We start from the raw sequence: 18,019 nt of genomic DNA on the forward strand, positions 1-18,019 counted from the left end.
GCCTTCCGAGCAAAAGAAGGCCGTTTTTTTCCAATCACTGATTACGATGAAAGTATTAGTCGCTACCGAGAAACCATTTGCCAAGGCTGCAGTGGACGGGATACGTGAAATTGTGCAAGGAGCGGGTTACCAGATGGCGCTGCTCGAGAAATACACCGATACGAACCAGCTGCTTACCGCAGTGCAGGATGCCGATGCGTTGATCGTCCGCAGCGACAAGGTGACCGCCGAGGTGGTCGCTGCCGCGCCTCAGCTTAAAATCGTGGTGCGCGCCGGAGCGGGATACGACAACGTCGATTTGGGTGCCTGCACATCGCGGGGCATCGTCGTGATGAATACGCCGGGCCAGAATTCGAATGCGGTGGCCGAGTTGGCTATCGGTATGATGATCTTCATGGCCCGCAACCAGTTTACGCCGGGCACCGGCACTGAAATTCGCGGTAAACGGCTGGGGATTCAGGCCTACGGTCATGTAGGGCGCCTGGTAGGACGTTACGGCAAGGCGATGGGTATGGAGGTGTCGGCCTACGATCCTTATGCAGATCCTTCGGTGTTCGAAGAAGACGGGGTGAGGGTCATGGACACGGTCGAAGCTTTGTACGAACAATCCGACTACCTCTCGCTGCATATTCCGGCGACGGAACAAACCAAAGCGTCGATCGGTTACAGTCTGCTGACCCGGATGCCCCAGGGCGCTACGTTGGTCAATACCGCCCGCAAGGAGGTGATCGACGAGGCCGGGTTGGTGAAGGCGCTCGAAGAGCGTACCGACCTGAAATACATTACCGATATTGCGGCTGGCAATCAGACAGCATTGACAGAAAAGTTCGGCAAGCGGGTTTTCGCGACCTCCAAAAAGATGGGGGCGGAAACGGCAGAGGCGAATATCAACGCCGGTTTGGCTGCCGCACGCCAGGTCGTCGGTTACCTGAAAGACGGGGATACCAAATTTCAGGTCAATAAATAGAGGATTGAGGAGAGTAACCGAATAGAGTAAGGATTACTATGGTCAGAATAAAACCTTTCCGGGGGATCCGTCCCCCTGCCGAGCATGCCGCCGAGGTGGCATCGCGTCCCTACGACGTGTTGAACTCGGCCGAAGCGCAGCAGGAGGCTACCGAAAAGTCGCTGCTGCATATTATCAAACCCGAAATCGACTTTTCGCCGATCGCGGACGAGCATTCCGACGAAGTGTATGCCCGTGCCGTGGAAAACTTCCGGGCGTGGCGCGAAAAAGGATGGCTCGTGCAGGACGATACGGAAAAATATTATGTTTATGCCCAGACGATGGACGGCCGGACGCAGTACGGACTGGTGGCGGCCTGTCATTTCGACGATTATCTGCAGGGTAAAATCAAAAAGCACGAACTGACACGCCCGGACAAGGAAGAGGACCGGATGGTGCATGTCCGCAATCAGAATGCGAATATCGAGCCGGTGTTTTTCTCCTACCCTGCCGTCCGGGAGATGGATCTGATTATCGAGGGCGTCGTGGCCGGGAATGAACCGGTGTACGATTTTGTGGCGTCCGATGGTTTCGGCCACAAGTTCTGGGTGATCGACGATCCCGAGGTGCAGCAGCGGATCACGAAGATTTTTGCCGGAATCCCGGCGCTTTATGTGGCGGACGGACACCATCGTACCGCCGCCGCTGCACGGGTCGGGCAGGAGAAAATGAAGCAAAACGCCACCCATACCGGCGATGAAGAGTACTGTTTCTTCCTGGCTGTTATTTTCCCCGATAACCAGTTGAAGATTATCGACTACAACCGGGTCGTTAAGGATCTGAACGGTCTCGCGTCTTCGCAGCTGATTGCAGCGCTCGGTGAGCATTTCACCGTCGAAAAGAAAGGCAGGGAGATTTACACTCCCGACCGGTTGCACAATTTCGCTATGTATCTTGACGGCGAATGGTACAGTTTGACCGCCAAGGAAGGTACGTATAACGACAACGATCCGATCGGCGTGCTCGATGTGACGATCCTGTCCGATTTGGTGCTCGATAGGCTTCTCGGCATCAAAGATCTGCGCACTGACAAGCGGATCGATTTTGTCGGGGGAATCCGGGGGCTGGGCGAATTGCAGCGTCGCGTGGACAGCGGAGAAATGCAGGTTGCCTTTGCTCTCTATCCCGTATCCATGAAACAATTGATCGACATCGCCGATTCGGGGAATATCATGCCTCCGAAGACCACATGGTTTGAACCGAAGTTGCGTTCGGGCCTCGTGATTCACAGTCTCGAATAAACCAGAGCATGAGATTCGCAGCGCAATGTACATTGCCGCTGCGAGGCTGGGCCTTCCGTGCATGGAGCGCAGAAAACAGCCGGACATATCGAAATCGAATCCCGCCCGTTCTTATGATAGGATGTGGCGGGGATTTTTTTGCGGGGAATCCGTCCGCCGGATAAAATGACGGAATTTGGAACGGTGTGGTTTTTATTTTGGCTTTAGCCTCATTTTCTGTGTAAAACGGGTTGATCGAAAAGGGTTAGGCATCGTAAAAATAGGTGAAATATGTAATCGTTTTTGGTCTATTCCGGTAAATTTGTAATCAAAATAGCGTAGTTATGGCTAAAATTAAAGGCACGGTCGTGATCGACAAAGAGCGATGCAAAGGATGCAATCTCTGCGTGGTGGCTTGTCCCGTGCAGGTGCTGGCGTTGGCCGGCGAGGTCAACGGCAAAGGGTACAACTATTCGCAGATGGTCCGTCCAGACGATTGTATCGGATGTGCGAGTTGTGCGATCGTATGTCCCGACAGCTGTATCGCCGTGTACCGCCAGAAATTCGAGGAGTAGCCGGCCGCCGTGGCGGCCTGAATGCCTAAATGAGAGTCAACATGGAAGAGATAAGATTAATGAAGGGAAATGAGGTGATCGCCGAAGCGGCCGTCCGGTGCGGTTGTGACGGCTATTTCGGCTACCCCATTACCCCGCAGTCGGAAATATTGGAGACGCTTACTGAAATGAGGCCCTGGGAAACAACCGGAATGGTCGTTCTGCAGGCCGAAAGCGAAACCGCTGCAATCAATATGGTGTATGGAGGAGCCGCCTGCGGCAAGCGGGTCATGACCTCCTCGTCGAGCCCCGGCATCAGCCTGATGTGTGAGGGACTGAGTTATCTGGCCGGAGCCGAATTGCCCTGCCTGTTGGTCAACGTATCGCGCGGTGGTCCGGGCCTCGGTACGATCCAGCCATCCCAGGCCGACTATTTTCAGGCGGTGAAGGGAGGCGGCCACGGTGATTACCACCTGATCGTACTGGCTCCCTATTCCGTGCAGGAGATGTATGATTTCGTGCCGCTCGGATTTGAACTGGCTTTCAAATACTGTAATCCGGTCATGATCCTGGCTGACGGTGTCATTGGGCAAATGATGGAAAAAGTTGTGCTTACCCCGCAGCAACCTCGTTGGACGGACGAATATATCGCAGAAAAGTATGATTGGGCCCTGACGGGAAAACCCTCCGGTCGCGTCCGCAATGTGGTGACTTCGCTCGAACTCGATCCGGCGCAACAGGAACGGGTCAATGAAAAACTCCAGCGCAAATATGCCGATGTGCGGCGCGATGAAGTGCGTTTTGAAGCGATCCGGTGTGAAGATGCGGACTACGTCTTGGTGGCTTATGGCTCATCGGCCCGTATTTGCTCGAAAGTGGTCGAAATGGGCCGTGAGGAGGGAATTAAAGTGGGCCTGTTGCGTCCGATTACGCTCTTTCCCTTCCCTACCGAGGCAATCGGCGAACTGTCCCGCAAGGTGAAAGGTTTCTTGTCGGTGGAGATGAGCGCGGGGCAGATGGTCGAGGATGTCCGGCTGGCCGTCGAGGGGCGTGCACCGGTTTGTCATTACGGCCGTATGGGTGGTATCGTACACTCGCCGGGCGAGGTGTTCGAGGCGCTGAAGTCCAATTTCCTCTCTAAAACGAAGTAAGCGATGGCAAATGTTGTTGAGATAAAACCCGAGAATCAGGTTTATGCCAAGTCGGGCCTGATTTTAGACAATACGATGCACTATTGTCCGGGATGCAGCCATGGGGTCGTGCACAAGCTGATCGCCGAAGTGCTCGAAGAATTGAATCTCGAACACGATGCGATCGGGGTGTCTCCGGTCGGCTGCTCGGTGTTCGCCTATAATTATATCGATATCGACTGGGCCGAGGCGGCGCACGGCCGTGCCGCAGCCGTAGCTTCGGCGATGAAGCGTTTGCGTCCCGACAAACTGGTCTTTACCTACCAGGGTGACGGTGACTTGGCCGCGATTGGTACGGGCGAGACGATGCATGCCTGCAACCGCGGAGAGAATATTACGATCATCTTCGTCAACAATGCGATTTATGGGATGACCGGCGGCCAGATGGCCCCGACGACACTGCTGGGTATGAAAACGGCTACGACGCCTGCCGGACGTGATCCGAAGCTGAACGGTTATCCTTACAAGATCGCCGATATGGTCAAACTGCTCGACGGCGTCCGTTACGTGACGCGCCAGAGCGTGCATACGCCAGCTTCGGTGCGTAAAGCGAAAAAAGCGATCAAAAAGGCGTTTTCGAATTCGATGGAAGAGAAAGGGTTATCGTTCGTCGAAATCGTGGCGACCTGCAGCTCGGGATGGAAAATGTCACCGGCCGAGGCGAATAACTGGATGAGCGAGCATATGTTCGAGGCCTATCCGCTCGGTGACTTGAAGGACCTTTAAGCGAGAAAATTTATGGCTAAAGAAGAGATAATTATAGCAGGTTTCGGTGGACAGGGCGTGCTCTCGATGGGCAAAATTCTGGCCTATTCGGGAGTGATGCAGGACATGGAAGTGAGCTGGATGCCTTCATACGGTCCTGAAATGCGTGGAGGAACGGCTAATGTAACGGTTATTCTCAGCGATAAACCGGTCAGTTCGCCTATTTCGCACGAGTACGATACGGCGATTATTCTCAATCAGCAGAGTCTGGATAAATTCGAGCCGTTGGTGAAACGGGGCGGCGTGCTGATTTACGATCCGAACGGTATTTCCCGGCATCCGGTACGCAAGGATATCGCCGTTTATGCGATCGATGCGACCGCCGAAGCGGCACGCATGGGAAATATGCGCGTGTTCAATACGATGATTCTGGGCGGTTATCTGAAGGTACGGCCGCAGGTATTGGTGGAAAATGTGATGAAAGGTTTGGCTAAGTCCTTGCCCGAAAGGCTTCACAAACTGTTGCCCGCAAATGAAGAGGCGATCCGTCACGGTATGGAGATCATTCGTAAGGTCGAGTAATTTACCGGGTGGAAAGTCGCAGGATCGGCTGTTTACCTTTGCGCCATAAAGAATTTAAGAATAGGGATAAAACGAATTCCGGCTTTCAAAAGCCGGAATTTTTGCAATGGTTACTGTCGGGAGTCTTCCCGGTCGCTGTTCTCCGATTCTTCTACCTCCTCATCTCCCCTCAGGCGAGGTAAACTGAGTTTGTATTTCACCGCGACGATCCGGGTGGCGATTACCGTGAGGGCGGCCAGAACTTGGGTCAGGTGCGGAGCGTAGTCGAGCCGGTAGCAGATCCAGTAGACGATCCCGCCGAATACACAGGCCATGGCATAAATTTCCTTGCGGAAAATCAGCGGCACTTCGTTGATCAGGATATCGCGCAGTACACCGCCGGCGGCACCGGTGATCGTACCCATGATAATTGCGATCCAGAAGGGAAAGTCTGCTGCGATCGTCTTTTGAATGCCGACGACGACGAATAGAGCCAGACCTATCGTGTCGAAAATGAAGAAAGTGTTGTTGAGCCGGATGAGGTAACGGCCGAAAATGATCACCAACAGCAACGCCACTGCCGTGACGGTAAGGTAGATGCTGTTCAGCATCCAGAATGCCGTGGTATCGAGCAGCAGGTCGCGGATCGTACCGCCTCCGATCGCCGTGATCAACCCGACCACATAAGCTCCGAACCAGTCGAAACGTTTGGCGGATGCCAGCCGGATACCGCTGATCGCAAAGGCCAACGTTCCGAGGATTTCGATGATGGATGGAAAGGTCAGTGCCATGACTGCATGCATGTGTGTGACATACTTCGACCGGACGGATGCGGAAGCCCGATTGTGAATGCCGATGATTTTTATCAGAAATTTATTTTGGAGGAAGTGCGTGCCGGAGTATTCCGTTCCCGTTTTATATCTTCCTTATTGGCAATAATAAGCGGCGATCTCCTTGAATCCCCGCAATAGTTCGTCGGCGTGCATCCGTTTTTTCCCCGCCAGTTGCAACTCTGTGATACGGATATAACCGTCGCCGCAGGCTACTTTGAATATTTGTTTATTGTCGGAACGGATGGTGCCCGGTTGTTCCTGGTGTGGAGAGGGTTCTGGTTCGACAGTATAGATTTTCAGTATTGAGGCCGATTCACCCCGTACCAGTTCGGTCCACGCTGCCGGATACGGACTCAGGCCCCGGATCAGGTTGTTGATTTCGTTACAGCCTTGTGTCCAATCGATACGGCAGGTCTCTTTGAAGATTTTGGGAGCTCCCTTCAATCCGGTCGTTTCAGTTTGAGGCTGGGGAATCGGAGCCGTGTCGCCGACGGCGATTTTTTCGACGGTTCGGACGACCAAGTCCGTACCTGTTTCCATCAGTTTATCGTGTAGTGAACCGACATTGTCTCCGGGCAGGATTTGCACCCGGCTTTGTCCTAAAATATCCCCTTTGTCTATCTCGTGGTTCAGCAGGAACGTTGTTACACCGGTCTCCTGCTCGCCGTTGATGATGGCCCAGTTGATCGGTGCGGCCCCACGGTATTGCGGCAACAGCGAAGCGTGCAGGTTGAAAGTGCCGAGCCGGGGCATTGCCCAGATAATCTCGGGCAGCATGCGGAAAGCGATGACGATCGCCAGGTCGGGATTCAGTGCGCGGAATGCCTCGACGAAATCCGGCGCTTTCAATTTCTCCGGCTGGAGGATCGGCAGACCGACTGAAGCGGCATAACGTTTCACGGCCGACTCCTGTACCTTGAGTCCGCGTCCGGCCGGTTTATCGGGGGTTGTGACTACCCCGACAATATTGTAGCCCTCCTCTACCAACCGTTGGAGCGGCATGACGGCGAAGTCGGGCGTGCCCATATAAACGATGCGAAGTTGTTTGCTTTCCATGATGCGTGTCGGGTCAATATTTTTGAAAATTGTACACAAATCGGCTCGGATGACGGCCTGTCCCGGTTTGATTGGGGGAACGTGGCCCGATTATCGTCCGCGTCGATATTCCCGGTTGTCTCGTCCCGGAAATTTACCGGGTTCCTATCCGGGTCGTGAGTTGCTGTGTCAGGCTACGATCTCCACCCGGTTGCCGTCCGGGTCTCCGATTACGCTTTCGAAAAAGCCGTCGCCTGTCGTGCGTGGCTCGCTGAAGACACGAAAACCGTCTTCCCGCAACCGCCGGGTTAGGCCGTGTACCGCTTCCACTGTTCCAGCGTTGAATGCGACGTGGCAAAAACCTGTACATTCTTTTGTAGCCGGCGAGGTAATATCCGTCCGGCTCATGATTTCGAGTGCGGCGCTGTGGCCGAAACGGATGAAATAGGATTCGAAACCTTTCCCCGGGTTGACATACTTTTCGCTGCTTTCGCCACCGAAGTAGGTCACGTAGAACGACCGCATCTGTTCGAGACGCGTTGTCCAAAGGGCTATGTGTGCGATTTGCATACCGTGTGTGTTTAATGCTTGAACAGGCCGAGTTTATGTCCCATCAGCGTTTCCTTGGTTTCGAGATACTTCTCGTTGTACTCGTTGGGCGGGATAACGATCGGTACGTTTTCGACGATCCGCAGACCGTAACCTTCCAATCCGGCCCGTTTCTGTGGGTTGTTCGTCAACAGTCGCATATTCGTCACGCCGATTTCGCGCAGGATGCTGGCTCCTACCCCGTAATCGCGTTCGTCGGCTTTGAAACCGAGTTTGAGGTTCGCCTCGACCGTGTCATAGCCCTCCTCCTGCAACTTGTATGCCTTCATTTTGTTCAGCAGGCCGATACCCCGGCCCTCCTGGATCAGGTACACGACTGCACCTTTGCCCTCTTTTTCGATCATGCGCATCGATTCGTGCAGCTGGTTGCCGCAATCGCAGCGGTATGATCCGAAAATGTCGCCGGTAACGCAGGACGAATGGACGCGTACCAGTATAGGCTCCCCTTCTTTCCATTCGCCCTTTATCATCGCTACGTGTTCCAGCCCGTTGCTTTTCTGGCGGAACGGAATCAGCCTGAAATGGCCCCACTGCGTGGGCATGTCGACCGTTTCCCCCCGTTCCACGATCGATTCGTTGCGCAGGCGGTAAGCGATGATATCGGCGATCGATATGATTTTCAGGTCGAATTTTTTTGCGATTTCCAGCAGGTCCGGCATACGTGCCATCGTGCCGTCCTCGTTCATGATCTCGATCAGTGCCCCGCCGGTTTGCAGTCCGGCCATGCGCGTCAGGTCGACGACCGCTTCGGTATGTCCTGGGCGGCGCAGCACTCCCCGGTTACGGGCCCGGAGCGGGAAAATATGTCCCGGACGCCCCAGGTCAGACGGCTTGGTCTTCGGATCGACCAATGCGCGGATCGTTGCGGCGCGGTCGTGCGCGCTGACTCCGGTCGTACATCCTTCGCCGAGCAGGTCGATCGAAACGGTGAACGGCGTGCCCAGCAGCGACGTATTGTCGGCCACCTGCATGTCCAGTTCCAACTCCTTGCAACGGTCTTCGGTCAGTGGTGCGCACATCACCCCGCGTCCGTTGTGCAGCATGAAGTTGACGATTTCGGGCGTGATCTTTTCCGCAGCGACGATGAAGTCGCCTTCGTTTTCACGGTCTTCGTCGTCGACGACGATTACGACTTTCCCTTGGCGGATATCCTCGAGTACCTCTTCGACACTATTGAGCACACTCTGTTTTGTCATGGTTTTTCCGTTTTATGGCGAATATGTGATTGAAAAATGCTTTTAGTTTTTTGTAGCGCTGCGTGTACCATTCGGCATTGAACAGGTTGGAGTCGTTGGTGGCCTTGTAGGTCAGGTAAACCGAAATGGGCAGCAGGATGAATGTGGCGATCCACATGCCTGCAAACGAGCCCCAGGTACCCTCTTTGGCCATTTTTTCACCTGTAATCGTAATGATGTAATAGATCACGAAGAACGATACCGAAACGACGATCGGCATACCCAGGCCACCTTTGCGGATAATCGCACCCAACGGTGCGCCGATCAGGAAGAAGATCATGATCGAAACGGGCAGCGAGAGTTTGCGGTGCCATTCGACTTTGTATTTGTAGAGCTGCGCCAGCGCGTCTTTCGAGGTGGTTTCGTCGAAAGAGAACGATCCCTGTGCGGAACGGGCCTGCGAAATAGCCCGTTCGTAGAGCTCTTTCCTTTGCTGTACGCTCATTTTTTGCATTGTGTCCAGGACGGCGAAAGCTTTTTGGTGGGTGGGCCGGGGAATGCTGTCCGAAAGAATCGTGTTGTCGTGCGTGAAGATTTGCGATTCGATCAGCGGCTTGAACGACGCGGCGGCCGTCTCTTTGCTGACCTGCTCTAACGAGTCGATCCCGATCATCAGTTCGCGCGTATTCTTGGTTTGGCTGCTGTTGAACAGCGACATGTCGCTGCGTTCGAAATCGAATCCGGCCAACGGAATCACGCCGTTCTGCACATCGAAAATATGGTGGCGCAACGTGCTGTTATCAAACCAGGTGTAGTTACGCGATTCTTCGTAAGTCTCACCGTTGTAGAGGGTGACGAGCAGGTATTTCTTGTCATCCGACAGGGTGATGTACCCCGAGTCGGCTACCGTAGTAGTCATGTCCCCGTCCGGATTGCGCGTATCATAGATCAGGATGTCGGTGAGCAGCTTGGTTTTGGGGTTCTGTTCGCCGACACGTATACTCATGTTGTCGATTCCGTTGAAAAAGATACCGTCCTTGAATTCGATCGACTGTTTCTGCTGGCGAATGTCATACAGCAACGCATAGATTTTCTTGGTCGCATGCGGCACCAGGTTGTTGGCGACGAAGAAACTGCCGATAGAGATCGCACCTACTACAATAATCAGCGGGCGGAGAATGCGCGGCAGCGAAATACCCGCTGATTTGAGCGCCAGCAGTTCGTAGTTTTCACCGAGATTTCCCAGCGTCATAATCGCGGCCAACAACGTGGCCAGCGGCAGTCCCATCGGGATCAGCGTCATGGCGGCCCAGAACATCAATTCGCCGATCACGCTCATGTCGAGACCCTTGCCCACCAATTCGTCGATGTAACGCCACATGAACTGCATGATCAGCACGAACATCACGATGAAGAACGTGAGGATCATCGGGCCCAGATACGATTTCAATACGAGTTTGTGGACGGTTTTCATCGGGTCTTCATTCTGCGCTTGAGACGAACAAAGGTAATCGTTTTTACGGCAATAAGCGTAACGGTCAGCACAAATATTGTGGATGCGCCCGAAGGTATGTTGGTCTGGTAACTGATATAGAGGCCGGCGAATGCGCTCAGTGCGGCGATAACCGATCCGTAGAGGAGTATCCGTCCGAACGATTTGGAAATCAGGTTGCCGATCACCGCAGGGATGGTCAATAGCGAGATCAGCAGGACGATCCCTACGACGCGGATCGAAATGACGATCGTGACGGCTACCAATGTGGCCATCAGGTAGCTGATCGTCCGTGTGGGGAAGTTCTGGCTCCGGGCGTATTCCCGGTCGAATGCGACGAACAGGATAGGATGGTACATCGTTCCGAATATCAGCAGTATGGCCAGGTCGACGACTCCCATCCAGAAGATGTCAGTCCCGGTGACGCTCAGGATATTGCCGAAAAGGAAACTCATCAGGTTCGGGGCATAGCCCGGTGTCAGGTAGATGAAGATAATGCCGATGGCCATACCCAGCGACCAGAGCAACCCGATAGCCGAATCTTCACGGATCTGTTTCCGGGCGGTGAACGTTTCGATGCCCAGTGCGGACAGAACGGCGAACAGCAACGCCCCCAGTAACGGGTTGGCCCCGAAGTAATAGGCCATACCAATCCCCCCGAACGATGCGTGCGTGATGCCACCGCTGAGGAATACGAGCCTCCGGCAGACCACATAGGTGCCGATCATGCCGCAGGCCACTCCGCAGAGCAAACAGGCCAACGCCGCATGGGTGAGGAATTTGTATTGGAAAATTTCTCCGATAAAGTCCATAGCCGGAATAAGAGTTACAAAACTACGGGTTTTTCGCGAAATAATAAGTGTATTTTTGTACATTTGTCGTCCGCTTCAAAAACGATTCCAAGATGTCTCCTGTGAAAAAAGTCGGGTTTTATACGCTCGGCTGCAAACTTAACTTCTCCGAAACCTCCACGATCGCCCGCGCTTTCGAACAGGGAGGATTCGTGCGTGCCGTCCGTGGCGAGAGGGCCGACATCTACGTGATTAACAGTTGCTCGGTAACGGAGCATGCCGATAAGAAGTGTCGGAATATCGTACGTCGTCTGATCAAAGAAAATCCCGGGGCGGTTGTCGTGGTAACGGGCTGTTATGCCCAACTCAAACCGCAGGAATTGGCCGCTATCGAAGGGGTAGATCTGGTGGTCGGCAACAACGATAAGGGAACTATTTTTGAACGTGTTGCTGCACTGGGTGCCAAACGGGGTGCTACCGTACATACTTGCGAGGCCGGGGAGTTGACCGGGTTTTTCGCTGCTTTTTCAACTGGCGACCGGACACGCTCGTTTCTCAAGGTGCAGGACGGCTGTGATTATCATTGCAGTTATTGTACGATTCCGTTGGCGCGCGGTGCGAGCCGCAACCTGCCGGTGGCCGATCTGGTGCGTGAGGCCGAAGCGATCGCAGCCAAAGGACAGCGCGAGATCGTGCTGACCGGGATTAACGTGGGTGATTTCGGCCGCACTACCGGGGAATCGTTCGTCGATCTGCTGCGTGCGCTGGACGCCGTCGGAGGAATCGACCGTTACCGGATTTCGTCGATCGAACCTAACCTGCTGACCGATGAAGTAATAGCCTTCACTGCCGGTTCGGATAAGTTCCAACCGCATTTTCATGTGCCGTTGCAAAGCGGGTGCGACCGGATTCTGGCATTGATGCGGCGGCGGTACAACACCGCACGGTTTGCCGAACGGATCGGGGCGGTCAGGGCGCAAATTCCCGGCGTTTTTTTCGGAATCGATGTGATTGTCGGCTTTCCCGGTGAAACGGATGAGGATTTTGAGGTCACCTGCCGGTTTCTCGAGGAGATTCGTCCGGCTTTCCTGCACGTATTCCCCTACTCTGTCCGCCCGAATACCCCGGCGGCGGAGATGGACGGGAAAGTGGCGCCGGATGTCGCGGCGCACCGGGTACAGCGCCTCGGCGAATTGTCATCGCGGCTTTATCGCAGTTTTTGTGCCGCGCAGCAGGGCCGTGAAGCCAAAGTGCTTTGGGAAAGCACCCGCCGCGGCGGGGATATGTTCGGCTTTACCGAGAATTATATCAAGGTGCGGACGCCTTTCGACCGCGAACGGATCAATACGATTACGCGTGTCCGGCTCGGGGCTTTGGATGCGGATGGCGTAGCGCAGGCAACTATTCTCAGTGAATGATGGCGAATCGTCGTCAAAAATTGTATATTTGTTCTAGCTGAATCAAACAAATTAAAGCGATTATGGGAATCAGGCAAAAAATTAGGCTTGGGTTTTTCGCGCTCGGACTGTTGCTTTTTTTCTCGGGGCTGATGTCCTATTTCGAACTGAATAAACTGAGCAATTCGACGCGTAACATGCTAGATGCCAGCCTGAAAAATATGGAGCTCTCGAAGGAGATGCTCGATGCCGTGCAGGATCAGAATACGGCGCTGCTGCAGATAATGGTAACGGGCAGTGCGGAGTATGATTCGTTGTTGTTCGCAGGACGTGCCAAGTTCGATGCGGCCATCCGCGAGGCCAAGATTTCCATCCGCGACCTGCGGGGGCTTGACTCGATCTATGCGGCCAACGTGCAGTATACCGGCGTAATCAATAATTTTTTCGACAACCGCGCGAAGACCGGGCGCAGCGATATGAATTGGTTTGTGGGCGTTTATAAAACATCCTATTATGACCTGACGGCTTCGATCAAAAACTTTATGGTGTCGTCGCAGAGCGTGATGGATGCCAAAACCGCCCAACTCGAAAGCAACGCTTACCGGGCGATTATGCCGGGAATTATAGCGTTGGCTATAGCGATCATCATTATCGTGATGTTCTCCTATTTCATCGATCTGTATTATGTAAGGCCTGTGCTGAAAATTACCGAAGGGCTGCACAATTACCTCAATTCCAAGATTCCGTTCAAGATCACGATGGAGGGACGCGATGAGGTGCATAAACTCAAAGAGTATATCGAGGCTCTGATCGGCCTGTTGAAAAACAAAAAAAGCGAATAACGCGGAGGCAGGTTATGCGGTTGAACGTAGTGCTGAGATATATGGGGTTGATGCTCCTGTTGAATGCGGGGTTCATGCTGTTGTCGGCGTGTATTTCGTTGTTCAACAATTTCGATACGGGTTTCTATCCGTTGCTGCTGAGTTTTCTGCTGACATCTGTGTTGGGTGTTTTCCCGCTGATTTTCGTACCGAAAGGCGAGCAGATCAGTACCAAGGAGGGTTATGGGATCGTGGTGGGATCGTGGTTGGCAGCCTGCATGGCCGGAATGATGCCTTATATGCTTTGGGGCGGTGAATTCAGCCTGATTAACGCCTGGTTCGAAAGCGTGTCGGGTTATACGACGACCGGTTCCACGATCCTGAACGATGTGGAAGCACTGCCCAACGGCATGATGTTCTGGCGTTCGGCTACACACTGGCTGGGCGGTGTGGGTGTCGTGATGTTCGCATTGGTCGTACTGCCGGCTTCGGGAGCACAGAACAAGATGAAACTTTCGCATATGGAGCTTTCATCGATGGCCAAGGATAATTACCGCTATAAGACCCAGAAGATTCTGCATATCCTGCTGGTCGTGTATGTCGGACTGACGTTCGTACAGACCGTGTTGTTGCGCATTGCCGGCATGGATTGGTTCGATGCGGTGAACAACTCCTTTTCGACGATCGCCACGGGCGGATTCAGTACGAAAAACCTCAGTATTGCCTACTATAACAACGTTTGGATCGAGATTATCATCACGCTTTTCATGGCAGTGTCCGGATTGCATTTCGGATTGATTTTCGCGACATTGACAGGGAAAGGAAATAATGTCTTCCGTTCGGAGGTGAGCCGTTATTACCTATTGTCATTGCTGGTAGGCGGGTTGGTGACGGCTTTTGCCCTGTGGGCCGATGATACCTACCCCACTTTCTTGATGTCATTGCGTTACGGATTGTTCCAGATCGTCTCGGTGGCGTCCACTACCGGGTTTGCAACGGCTGATTCTTCCGTCTGGCCCGGTTTGGCGATTATGATGATTATCCTGTTTTCGATGCAGTGCGCCTGTGCGGGTTCTACTGCGGGCGGGATCAAATGCGACCGCGTTTTATTGTCGTTTAAGGCGATCAAGGCGCAAATTTTGCAGCTCCAGCATCCCAATGCGATCATCCGGGTCAAAATGAACGGGATGATCCAGGACAACAATATTGTCAACCGGGCTGTTCTATTCATATTTTTTTATATCATGTTTGTGGTAGCCGGGGTAATTATCATTACTATGTTCGGGGTCGACCTGATGACCAGTTTCGGTGTTACAATTGCCAGTATGGGGAATGTCGGGCCGGGACTGGGTGAGGTCGGATCGCTGGATAATTACCATATGCTGCCCGCCGGGGTGAAATTTATTTGTACGGTACTGATGTTGCTGGGACGTCTGGAACTGTTCGGATTTATACAACTGTTTTTGATCAAATGGTGGAAATAACCTGGAATATGTCGAAGTGTAAACGAATTCTGCTGACCTTGGTTGTAGCCTTGCTCCCGATATGCGGTTGGGGGCAGGTATCGGCACGCGTAGCCGGGTTGGAGGGAAATTCTAAATATATGGCGTTGCTGTTGCAGGAAAAACAACTGCATCAGCGGGAGGATTCGGTGATGAACGTGATTTCCCAAACTCGTAAACTGTTCGCTGCGGCGACTGCCGAACGCGAGAAATACGGGCAGGAGATTTTGCGCCTGGAAGGAGAACTGTTCGATATTCGTAACCGGATCGGCGAAGTGGGCAACTCGATCAATGTCATCGAGCAAGAGTATGTGTTGGAGCATATGGATGCTCCGGCCCTTCCTGTGACGGCACCTCAGTCTCCTGCTGTGACTGTGGCGGAGGATAGCCTGAAAAAGCAGGTTCCGAATCTGGTTTTCAACGACTATTTCAAGGCGCATCTTTCCCCGAACGATTACAGTTCATTATGCCGCTCCCAGGAAAAAGAGGTCGTTCCGCCCGTGTTGATCAATACGTTCCTGGATAATTACCGGCAGATGGAGGAACTCGCGGCGACCTATTCGACCGCACCCCGCCCGGAAGCCGAAGAGGCTTATTCCAAGTTGCAGACAATCAAAGGAATCAATGACGTTCTGGCCGATTCGCTCGCTCATGTGTGGAACTATATCTATGACAACAAGGTATATGCTTACAATTATCTGTTGGATAAGATGAATAAGAGCGAATTGCTGGATGATTTCGAAAAGCAGTTCCGCGAAACGAACCAACGGATTGCTTCGGCCCGTGATCAGGTTGCTTCGGCTGTGGTATACGGTTATCCGTTGCGCAAGAAATTGGTGCTCTCTTACGAAATGGCGCTTGCCGGTATTTTAGGATATACCCAGGCCCGCGATTCGTTGGCGAAAGTTCTGAAAGAGGTGGATGTTTTGGATTACAACCTGCCTCCGGTCGATCCTACACCGCGCAATTTTATCGAATACGGTAATATCGAAGTGACGTCGCCGGCGAAATATAATTCTTCGCACCCGATTCCGCAAAATGAAGTGTTCAAATATGGGACGGTGTATAAGGTGCAGGTGGGTAATTTTATCCGGACGCAGCCCGTATCGATTTTCCGCAATGTTTCGCCGTTGTGTTATGAGAAGCAGGAGGATGGCAGGTACAGTTACTATGCCGGTGCGTTCCGGGAACTTCCCGAGGCACAGGCTGCCGTGGAGCAGTTGACGAAGCTGGGTTTCCGCAAACCGCAAATCGTCGTGTGGCGTGACGGGATTTTCGAGTCGTTGGGTGAAGAGGCAGCTTCGGCCTCAGCGGCTTCATCCGATCAGCAGGAGGTATTTTACCGTGTGGAGATCGGCGGCGAAGGCGAAGAGATGAGCGCAGGCGTGAAAGAGATTCTCTCATCGGTGGCGCAGGATAAGGAGGTTTCGCGTGCTTCTGCTCCGGACGGCGGATATATCTATACGGTCGGTTCGTTCGGTGATCGTGAATCGGCTGAACGGTTGGCGGAGTTACTTGGTGCGGTCGACGGCGTTACGGCGAAAGTACTGGAGTTGAAAAATTAGTTTTTACGCAGAAAATAGCTATCTTGTAATCGTTCCTGTATCCCGACGATCAATAAATTTATGTGGCTGATCCTGATTCTTGTTTTGATTGGCGTGCTGCTGTTGGTGGCCGAACTGGTGCTGTTGCCCGGTATCAGCGTAGCAGGGATCGGATCGTTGCTCGCATTCGGAGCTGCGATTTTCTATGCTTTCATTCAGTACGGGGTATTGATCGGTCTGGTGACGCTGACCGCAGCCGTATTGCTTTCGGTACTGGCAGTTTTTATTTCGCTGCGGGCGAATACCTGGCAACGCCTGTCGCTGAAAGCCACGATCGATTCCACGTCTACCCCCACCCCCCAGCAAAATAATATCCTGGTCGGCCAGACCGGTACCACGCTGACGCGCCTGGCACCGATGGGCAAAGTGCGTGTAGGAGAGGTCACGGCGGAGGCTAAAACGATCGATGGCTATATCAATCCCCGCCAAAGCGTGGAAGTGATCGGTTTCGAGAATACGGTCGTGATCGTCAGGGCTGTGCATCACAAACAGCAAGAATCTATCAACCAAATTTAAATAACGAATTTTATGAGCGGAGGTATCGGTTTATTGATCATTATCGCGTTTGTCGCGCTGATCTTATTGTGGTTTGTTTTCTATTTCATTCCTATCGGGCTGTGGTTCTCTGCATTGGTGTCCGGCGTACGGATCAGCCTGTTGCAACTGGTGCTGATGCGTTTCCGCAAGGTGCCTCCTTCGGTGATCGTGAATCAGTTGATCGCCGGGACGAAGGCCGGTTTGCATTTGCAGGCCAATGATCTCGAAGCCCACTTTCTCGCGGGCGGGAATGTGCCGAATGTGGTAACCGCGTTGATTTCGGCGCAGAAAGCCAATATCGCACTCGATTTCAAGATGGCTGCCGCTATCGATCTGGCCGGTCGTAATGTGGCCGAGGCTGTTCAAATGTCCGTTAATCCGAAAGTGATCAATACTCCCCCCGTGGCAGCCGTTGCCAAGGACGGGATTCAGCTTATTGCCAAGGCGCGTGTGACTGTGCGGGCCAATATCAAACAACTGGTCGGCGGAGCCGGTGAAGATACCGTGCTGGCACGCGTCGGCGAAGGTATCGTTTCGTCGATCGGTTCGTCCGCTTCGCACAAAACCGTGTTGGAAAACCCTGATTTTATTTCACGTGTCGTGTTGGAAAAAGGACTCGACGCGGGAACGGCGTTTGAAATCCTGTCGATCGACATCGCCGATATCGACGTAGGCAAGAATATCGGTGCCGTGTTGCAGATGGATCAGGCCAATGCCGACAAGAATATCGCGCAGGCCAAAGCCGAAGAGAAACGGGCGATGGCCGTAGCGATGGAGCAGGAGATGAAAGCGAAAGCCCAGGAGGCGCGTGCCAAGGTGATTCTGGCCGAAGCCGAGATTCCGATGGCTATTGCCGAAGCGTTCCGTTCGGGAAACCTCGGGATTATGGACTATTACAAATTGCAGAATATCCAGGCCGATACCCGTATGCGCGAAGGGATTGTCAAGACGGATAAAAAATAGCGCCTAACCCACTTCTAACCCTAT

The 18,019-nt window shown here is 53.2% G+C and carries 18 protein-coding genes; 12 read left to right on the forward strand and 6 right to left on the reverse strand.

The genetic code is table 11. From position 1 onward, the window contains the following. The first annotated feature begins 46 nt into the window (after positions 1 to 46). The 6 genes from NQ495_RS00490 to NQ495_RS00515 all read left to right on the forward strand — a co-directional run bounded on the left by NQ495_RS00490 (position 47) and on the right by NQ495_RS00515 (position 5,257). Positions 47 to 967: a 3-phosphoglycerate dehydrogenase gene (locus NQ495_RS00490; RefSeq protein WP_040294779.1), complete on the forward strand. Its 921-nt coding sequence runs from the start codon at positions 47 to 49 to the stop codon at positions 965 to 967. Positions 968 to 1,005: 38 nt separating this feature from the next. Next, a complete protein-coding gene (locus tag NQ495_RS00495; protein WP_009134956.1) occupies positions 1,006 to 2,247 on the forward strand; it encodes a DUF1015 domain-containing protein in 1,242 nt (413 codons plus the stop codon). 323 nt (positions 2,248 to 2,570) lie between these two features. Beyond that, a complete protein-coding gene (locus NQ495_RS00500) occupies positions 2,571 to 2,801 on the forward strand; it encodes a 4Fe-4S dicluster domain-containing protein (protein ID WP_009134955.1) in 231 nt (76 codons plus the stop codon). A 41-nt stretch (positions 2,802 to 2,842) separates the two neighbouring features. Beyond that, positions 2,843 to 3,931, forward strand: a complete 1,089-nt coding sequence (locus NQ495_RS00505; RefSeq protein WP_009134954.1) for a 3-methyl-2-oxobutanoate dehydrogenase subunit VorB — start codon at positions 2,843 to 2,845, stop codon at positions 3,929 to 3,931. Positions 3,932 to 3,934: 3 nt separating this feature from the next. After that, a complete protein-coding gene (locus NQ495_RS00510) occupies positions 3,935 to 4,696 on the forward strand; it encodes a thiamine pyrophosphate-dependent enzyme (RefSeq protein ID WP_009134953.1) in 762 nt (253 codons plus the stop codon). Between the two features lie 12 nt (positions 4,697 to 4,708). After that, positions 4,709 to 5,257 (forward strand): 2-oxoacid:acceptor oxidoreductase family protein, encoded by a 549-nt coding sequence (locus NQ495_RS00515; protein ID WP_009134952.1) that lies wholly within the window; start codon positions 4,709 to 4,711, stop codon positions 5,255 to 5,257. Positions 5,258 to 5,367: 110 nt separating this feature from the next. On the opposite strand, the gene NQ495_RS00520 is transcribed toward NQ495_RS00515, so the two are convergent. The 6 genes from NQ495_RS00520 to NQ495_RS00545 form a co-directional block, all read right to left on the reverse strand. Next, positions 5,368 to 6,027 (reverse strand): trimeric intracellular cation channel family protein, encoded by a 660-nt coding sequence (locus tag NQ495_RS00520; RefSeq protein ID WP_009134951.1) that lies wholly within the window; start codon positions 6,025 to 6,027, stop codon positions 5,368 to 5,370. A 135-nt stretch (positions 6,028 to 6,162) separates the two neighbouring features. Then, positions 6,163 to 7,125, reverse strand: coding sequence for a methionyl-tRNA formyltransferase (gene fmt / locus NQ495_RS00525; RefSeq protein ID WP_040294625.1), 963 nt, complete (start codon positions 7,123 to 7,125; stop codon positions 6,163 to 6,165). Positions 7,126 to 7,293: 168 nt separating this feature from the next. Further along, complete coding sequence (locus NQ495_RS00530; RefSeq protein WP_009134949.1) at positions 7,294 to 7,674, reverse strand: VOC family protein; 381 nt, start codon at positions 7,672 to 7,674, stop codon at positions 7,294 to 7,296. Between the two features lie 11 nt (positions 7,675 to 7,685). Beyond that, positions 7,686 to 8,909 (reverse strand): bifunctional 3,4-dihydroxy-2-butanone-4-phosphate synthase/GTP cyclohydrolase II, encoded by a 1,224-nt coding sequence (locus NQ495_RS00535; RefSeq protein WP_009134948.1) that lies wholly within the window; start codon positions 8,907 to 8,909, stop codon positions 7,686 to 7,688. Continuing rightward, positions 8,884 to 10,362 carry an LptF/LptG family permease gene (locus NQ495_RS00540; RefSeq protein WP_009134947.1) on the reverse strand — a complete coding sequence of 493 codons (1,479 nt, stop codon included), beginning with the start codon at positions 10,360 to 10,362 and terminating at the stop codon, positions 8,884 to 8,886. Before NQ495_RS00540 ends, NQ495_RS00535 begins: the two co-directional genes overlap by 26 nt. Further along, on the reverse strand, positions 10,359 to 11,192 hold the full coding sequence (locus tag NQ495_RS00545; RefSeq protein ID WP_009134946.1) for a metal ABC transporter permease: 834 nt from the start codon (positions 11,190 to 11,192) through the stop codon (positions 10,359 to 10,361). Before NQ495_RS00545 ends, NQ495_RS00540 begins: the two co-directional genes overlap by 4 nt. 92 nt (positions 11,193 to 11,284) lie before the next feature. Here NQ495_RS00545 and mtaB point away from each other — a divergent pair, with 92 nt between their 5' ends. From mtaB to floA, 6 genes are all read left to right on the forward strand, one after another. Further along, entirely contained in the window at positions 11,285 to 12,589 is a 1,305-nt protein-coding gene (gene mtaB / locus NQ495_RS00550; RefSeq protein WP_040294778.1) for a tRNA (N(6)-L-threonylcarbamoyladenosine(37)-C(2))-methylthiotransferase MtaB, read from the forward strand. Between the two features lie 62 nt (positions 12,590 to 12,651). Continuing rightward, positions 12,652 to 13,410 carry an MCP four helix bundle domain-containing protein gene (locus tag NQ495_RS00555; protein ID WP_009134944.1) on the forward strand — a complete coding sequence of 253 codons (759 nt, stop codon included), beginning with the start codon at positions 12,652 to 12,654 and terminating at the stop codon, positions 13,408 to 13,410. A gap of 14 nt (positions 13,411 to 13,424) precedes the next feature. Next, positions 13,425 to 14,873, forward strand: a complete 1,449-nt coding sequence (locus tag NQ495_RS00560; RefSeq protein ID WP_009134943.1) for a TrkH family potassium uptake protein — start codon at positions 13,425 to 13,427, stop codon at positions 14,871 to 14,873. A gap of 8 nt (positions 14,874 to 14,881) precedes the next feature. Continuing rightward, positions 14,882 to 16,456: a hypothetical protein gene (locus NQ495_RS00565; RefSeq protein ID WP_009134942.1), complete on the forward strand. Its 1,575-nt coding sequence runs from the start codon at positions 14,882 to 14,884 to the stop codon at positions 16,454 to 16,456. 60 nt (positions 16,457 to 16,516) lie between these two features. Continuing rightward, on the forward strand, positions 16,517 to 17,011 hold the full coding sequence (locus NQ495_RS00570; RefSeq protein WP_009134941.1) for an NfeD family protein: 495 nt from the start codon (positions 16,517 to 16,519) through the stop codon (positions 17,009 to 17,011). 12 nt (positions 17,012 to 17,023) lie between these two features. Next, positions 17,024 to 17,995, forward strand: a complete 972-nt coding sequence (floA, locus tag NQ495_RS00575; protein WP_009134940.1) for a flotillin-like protein FloA — start codon at positions 17,024 to 17,026, stop codon at positions 17,993 to 17,995. The last annotated feature ends 24 nt before the right edge of the window (positions 17,996 to 18,019 follow it).

This window comes from Alistipes indistinctus YIT 12060 (genome assembly GCF_025144995.1).
GTDB lineage: Bacteria > Bacteroidota > Bacteroidia > Bacteroidales > Rikenellaceae > Alistipes_A > Alistipes_A indistinctus.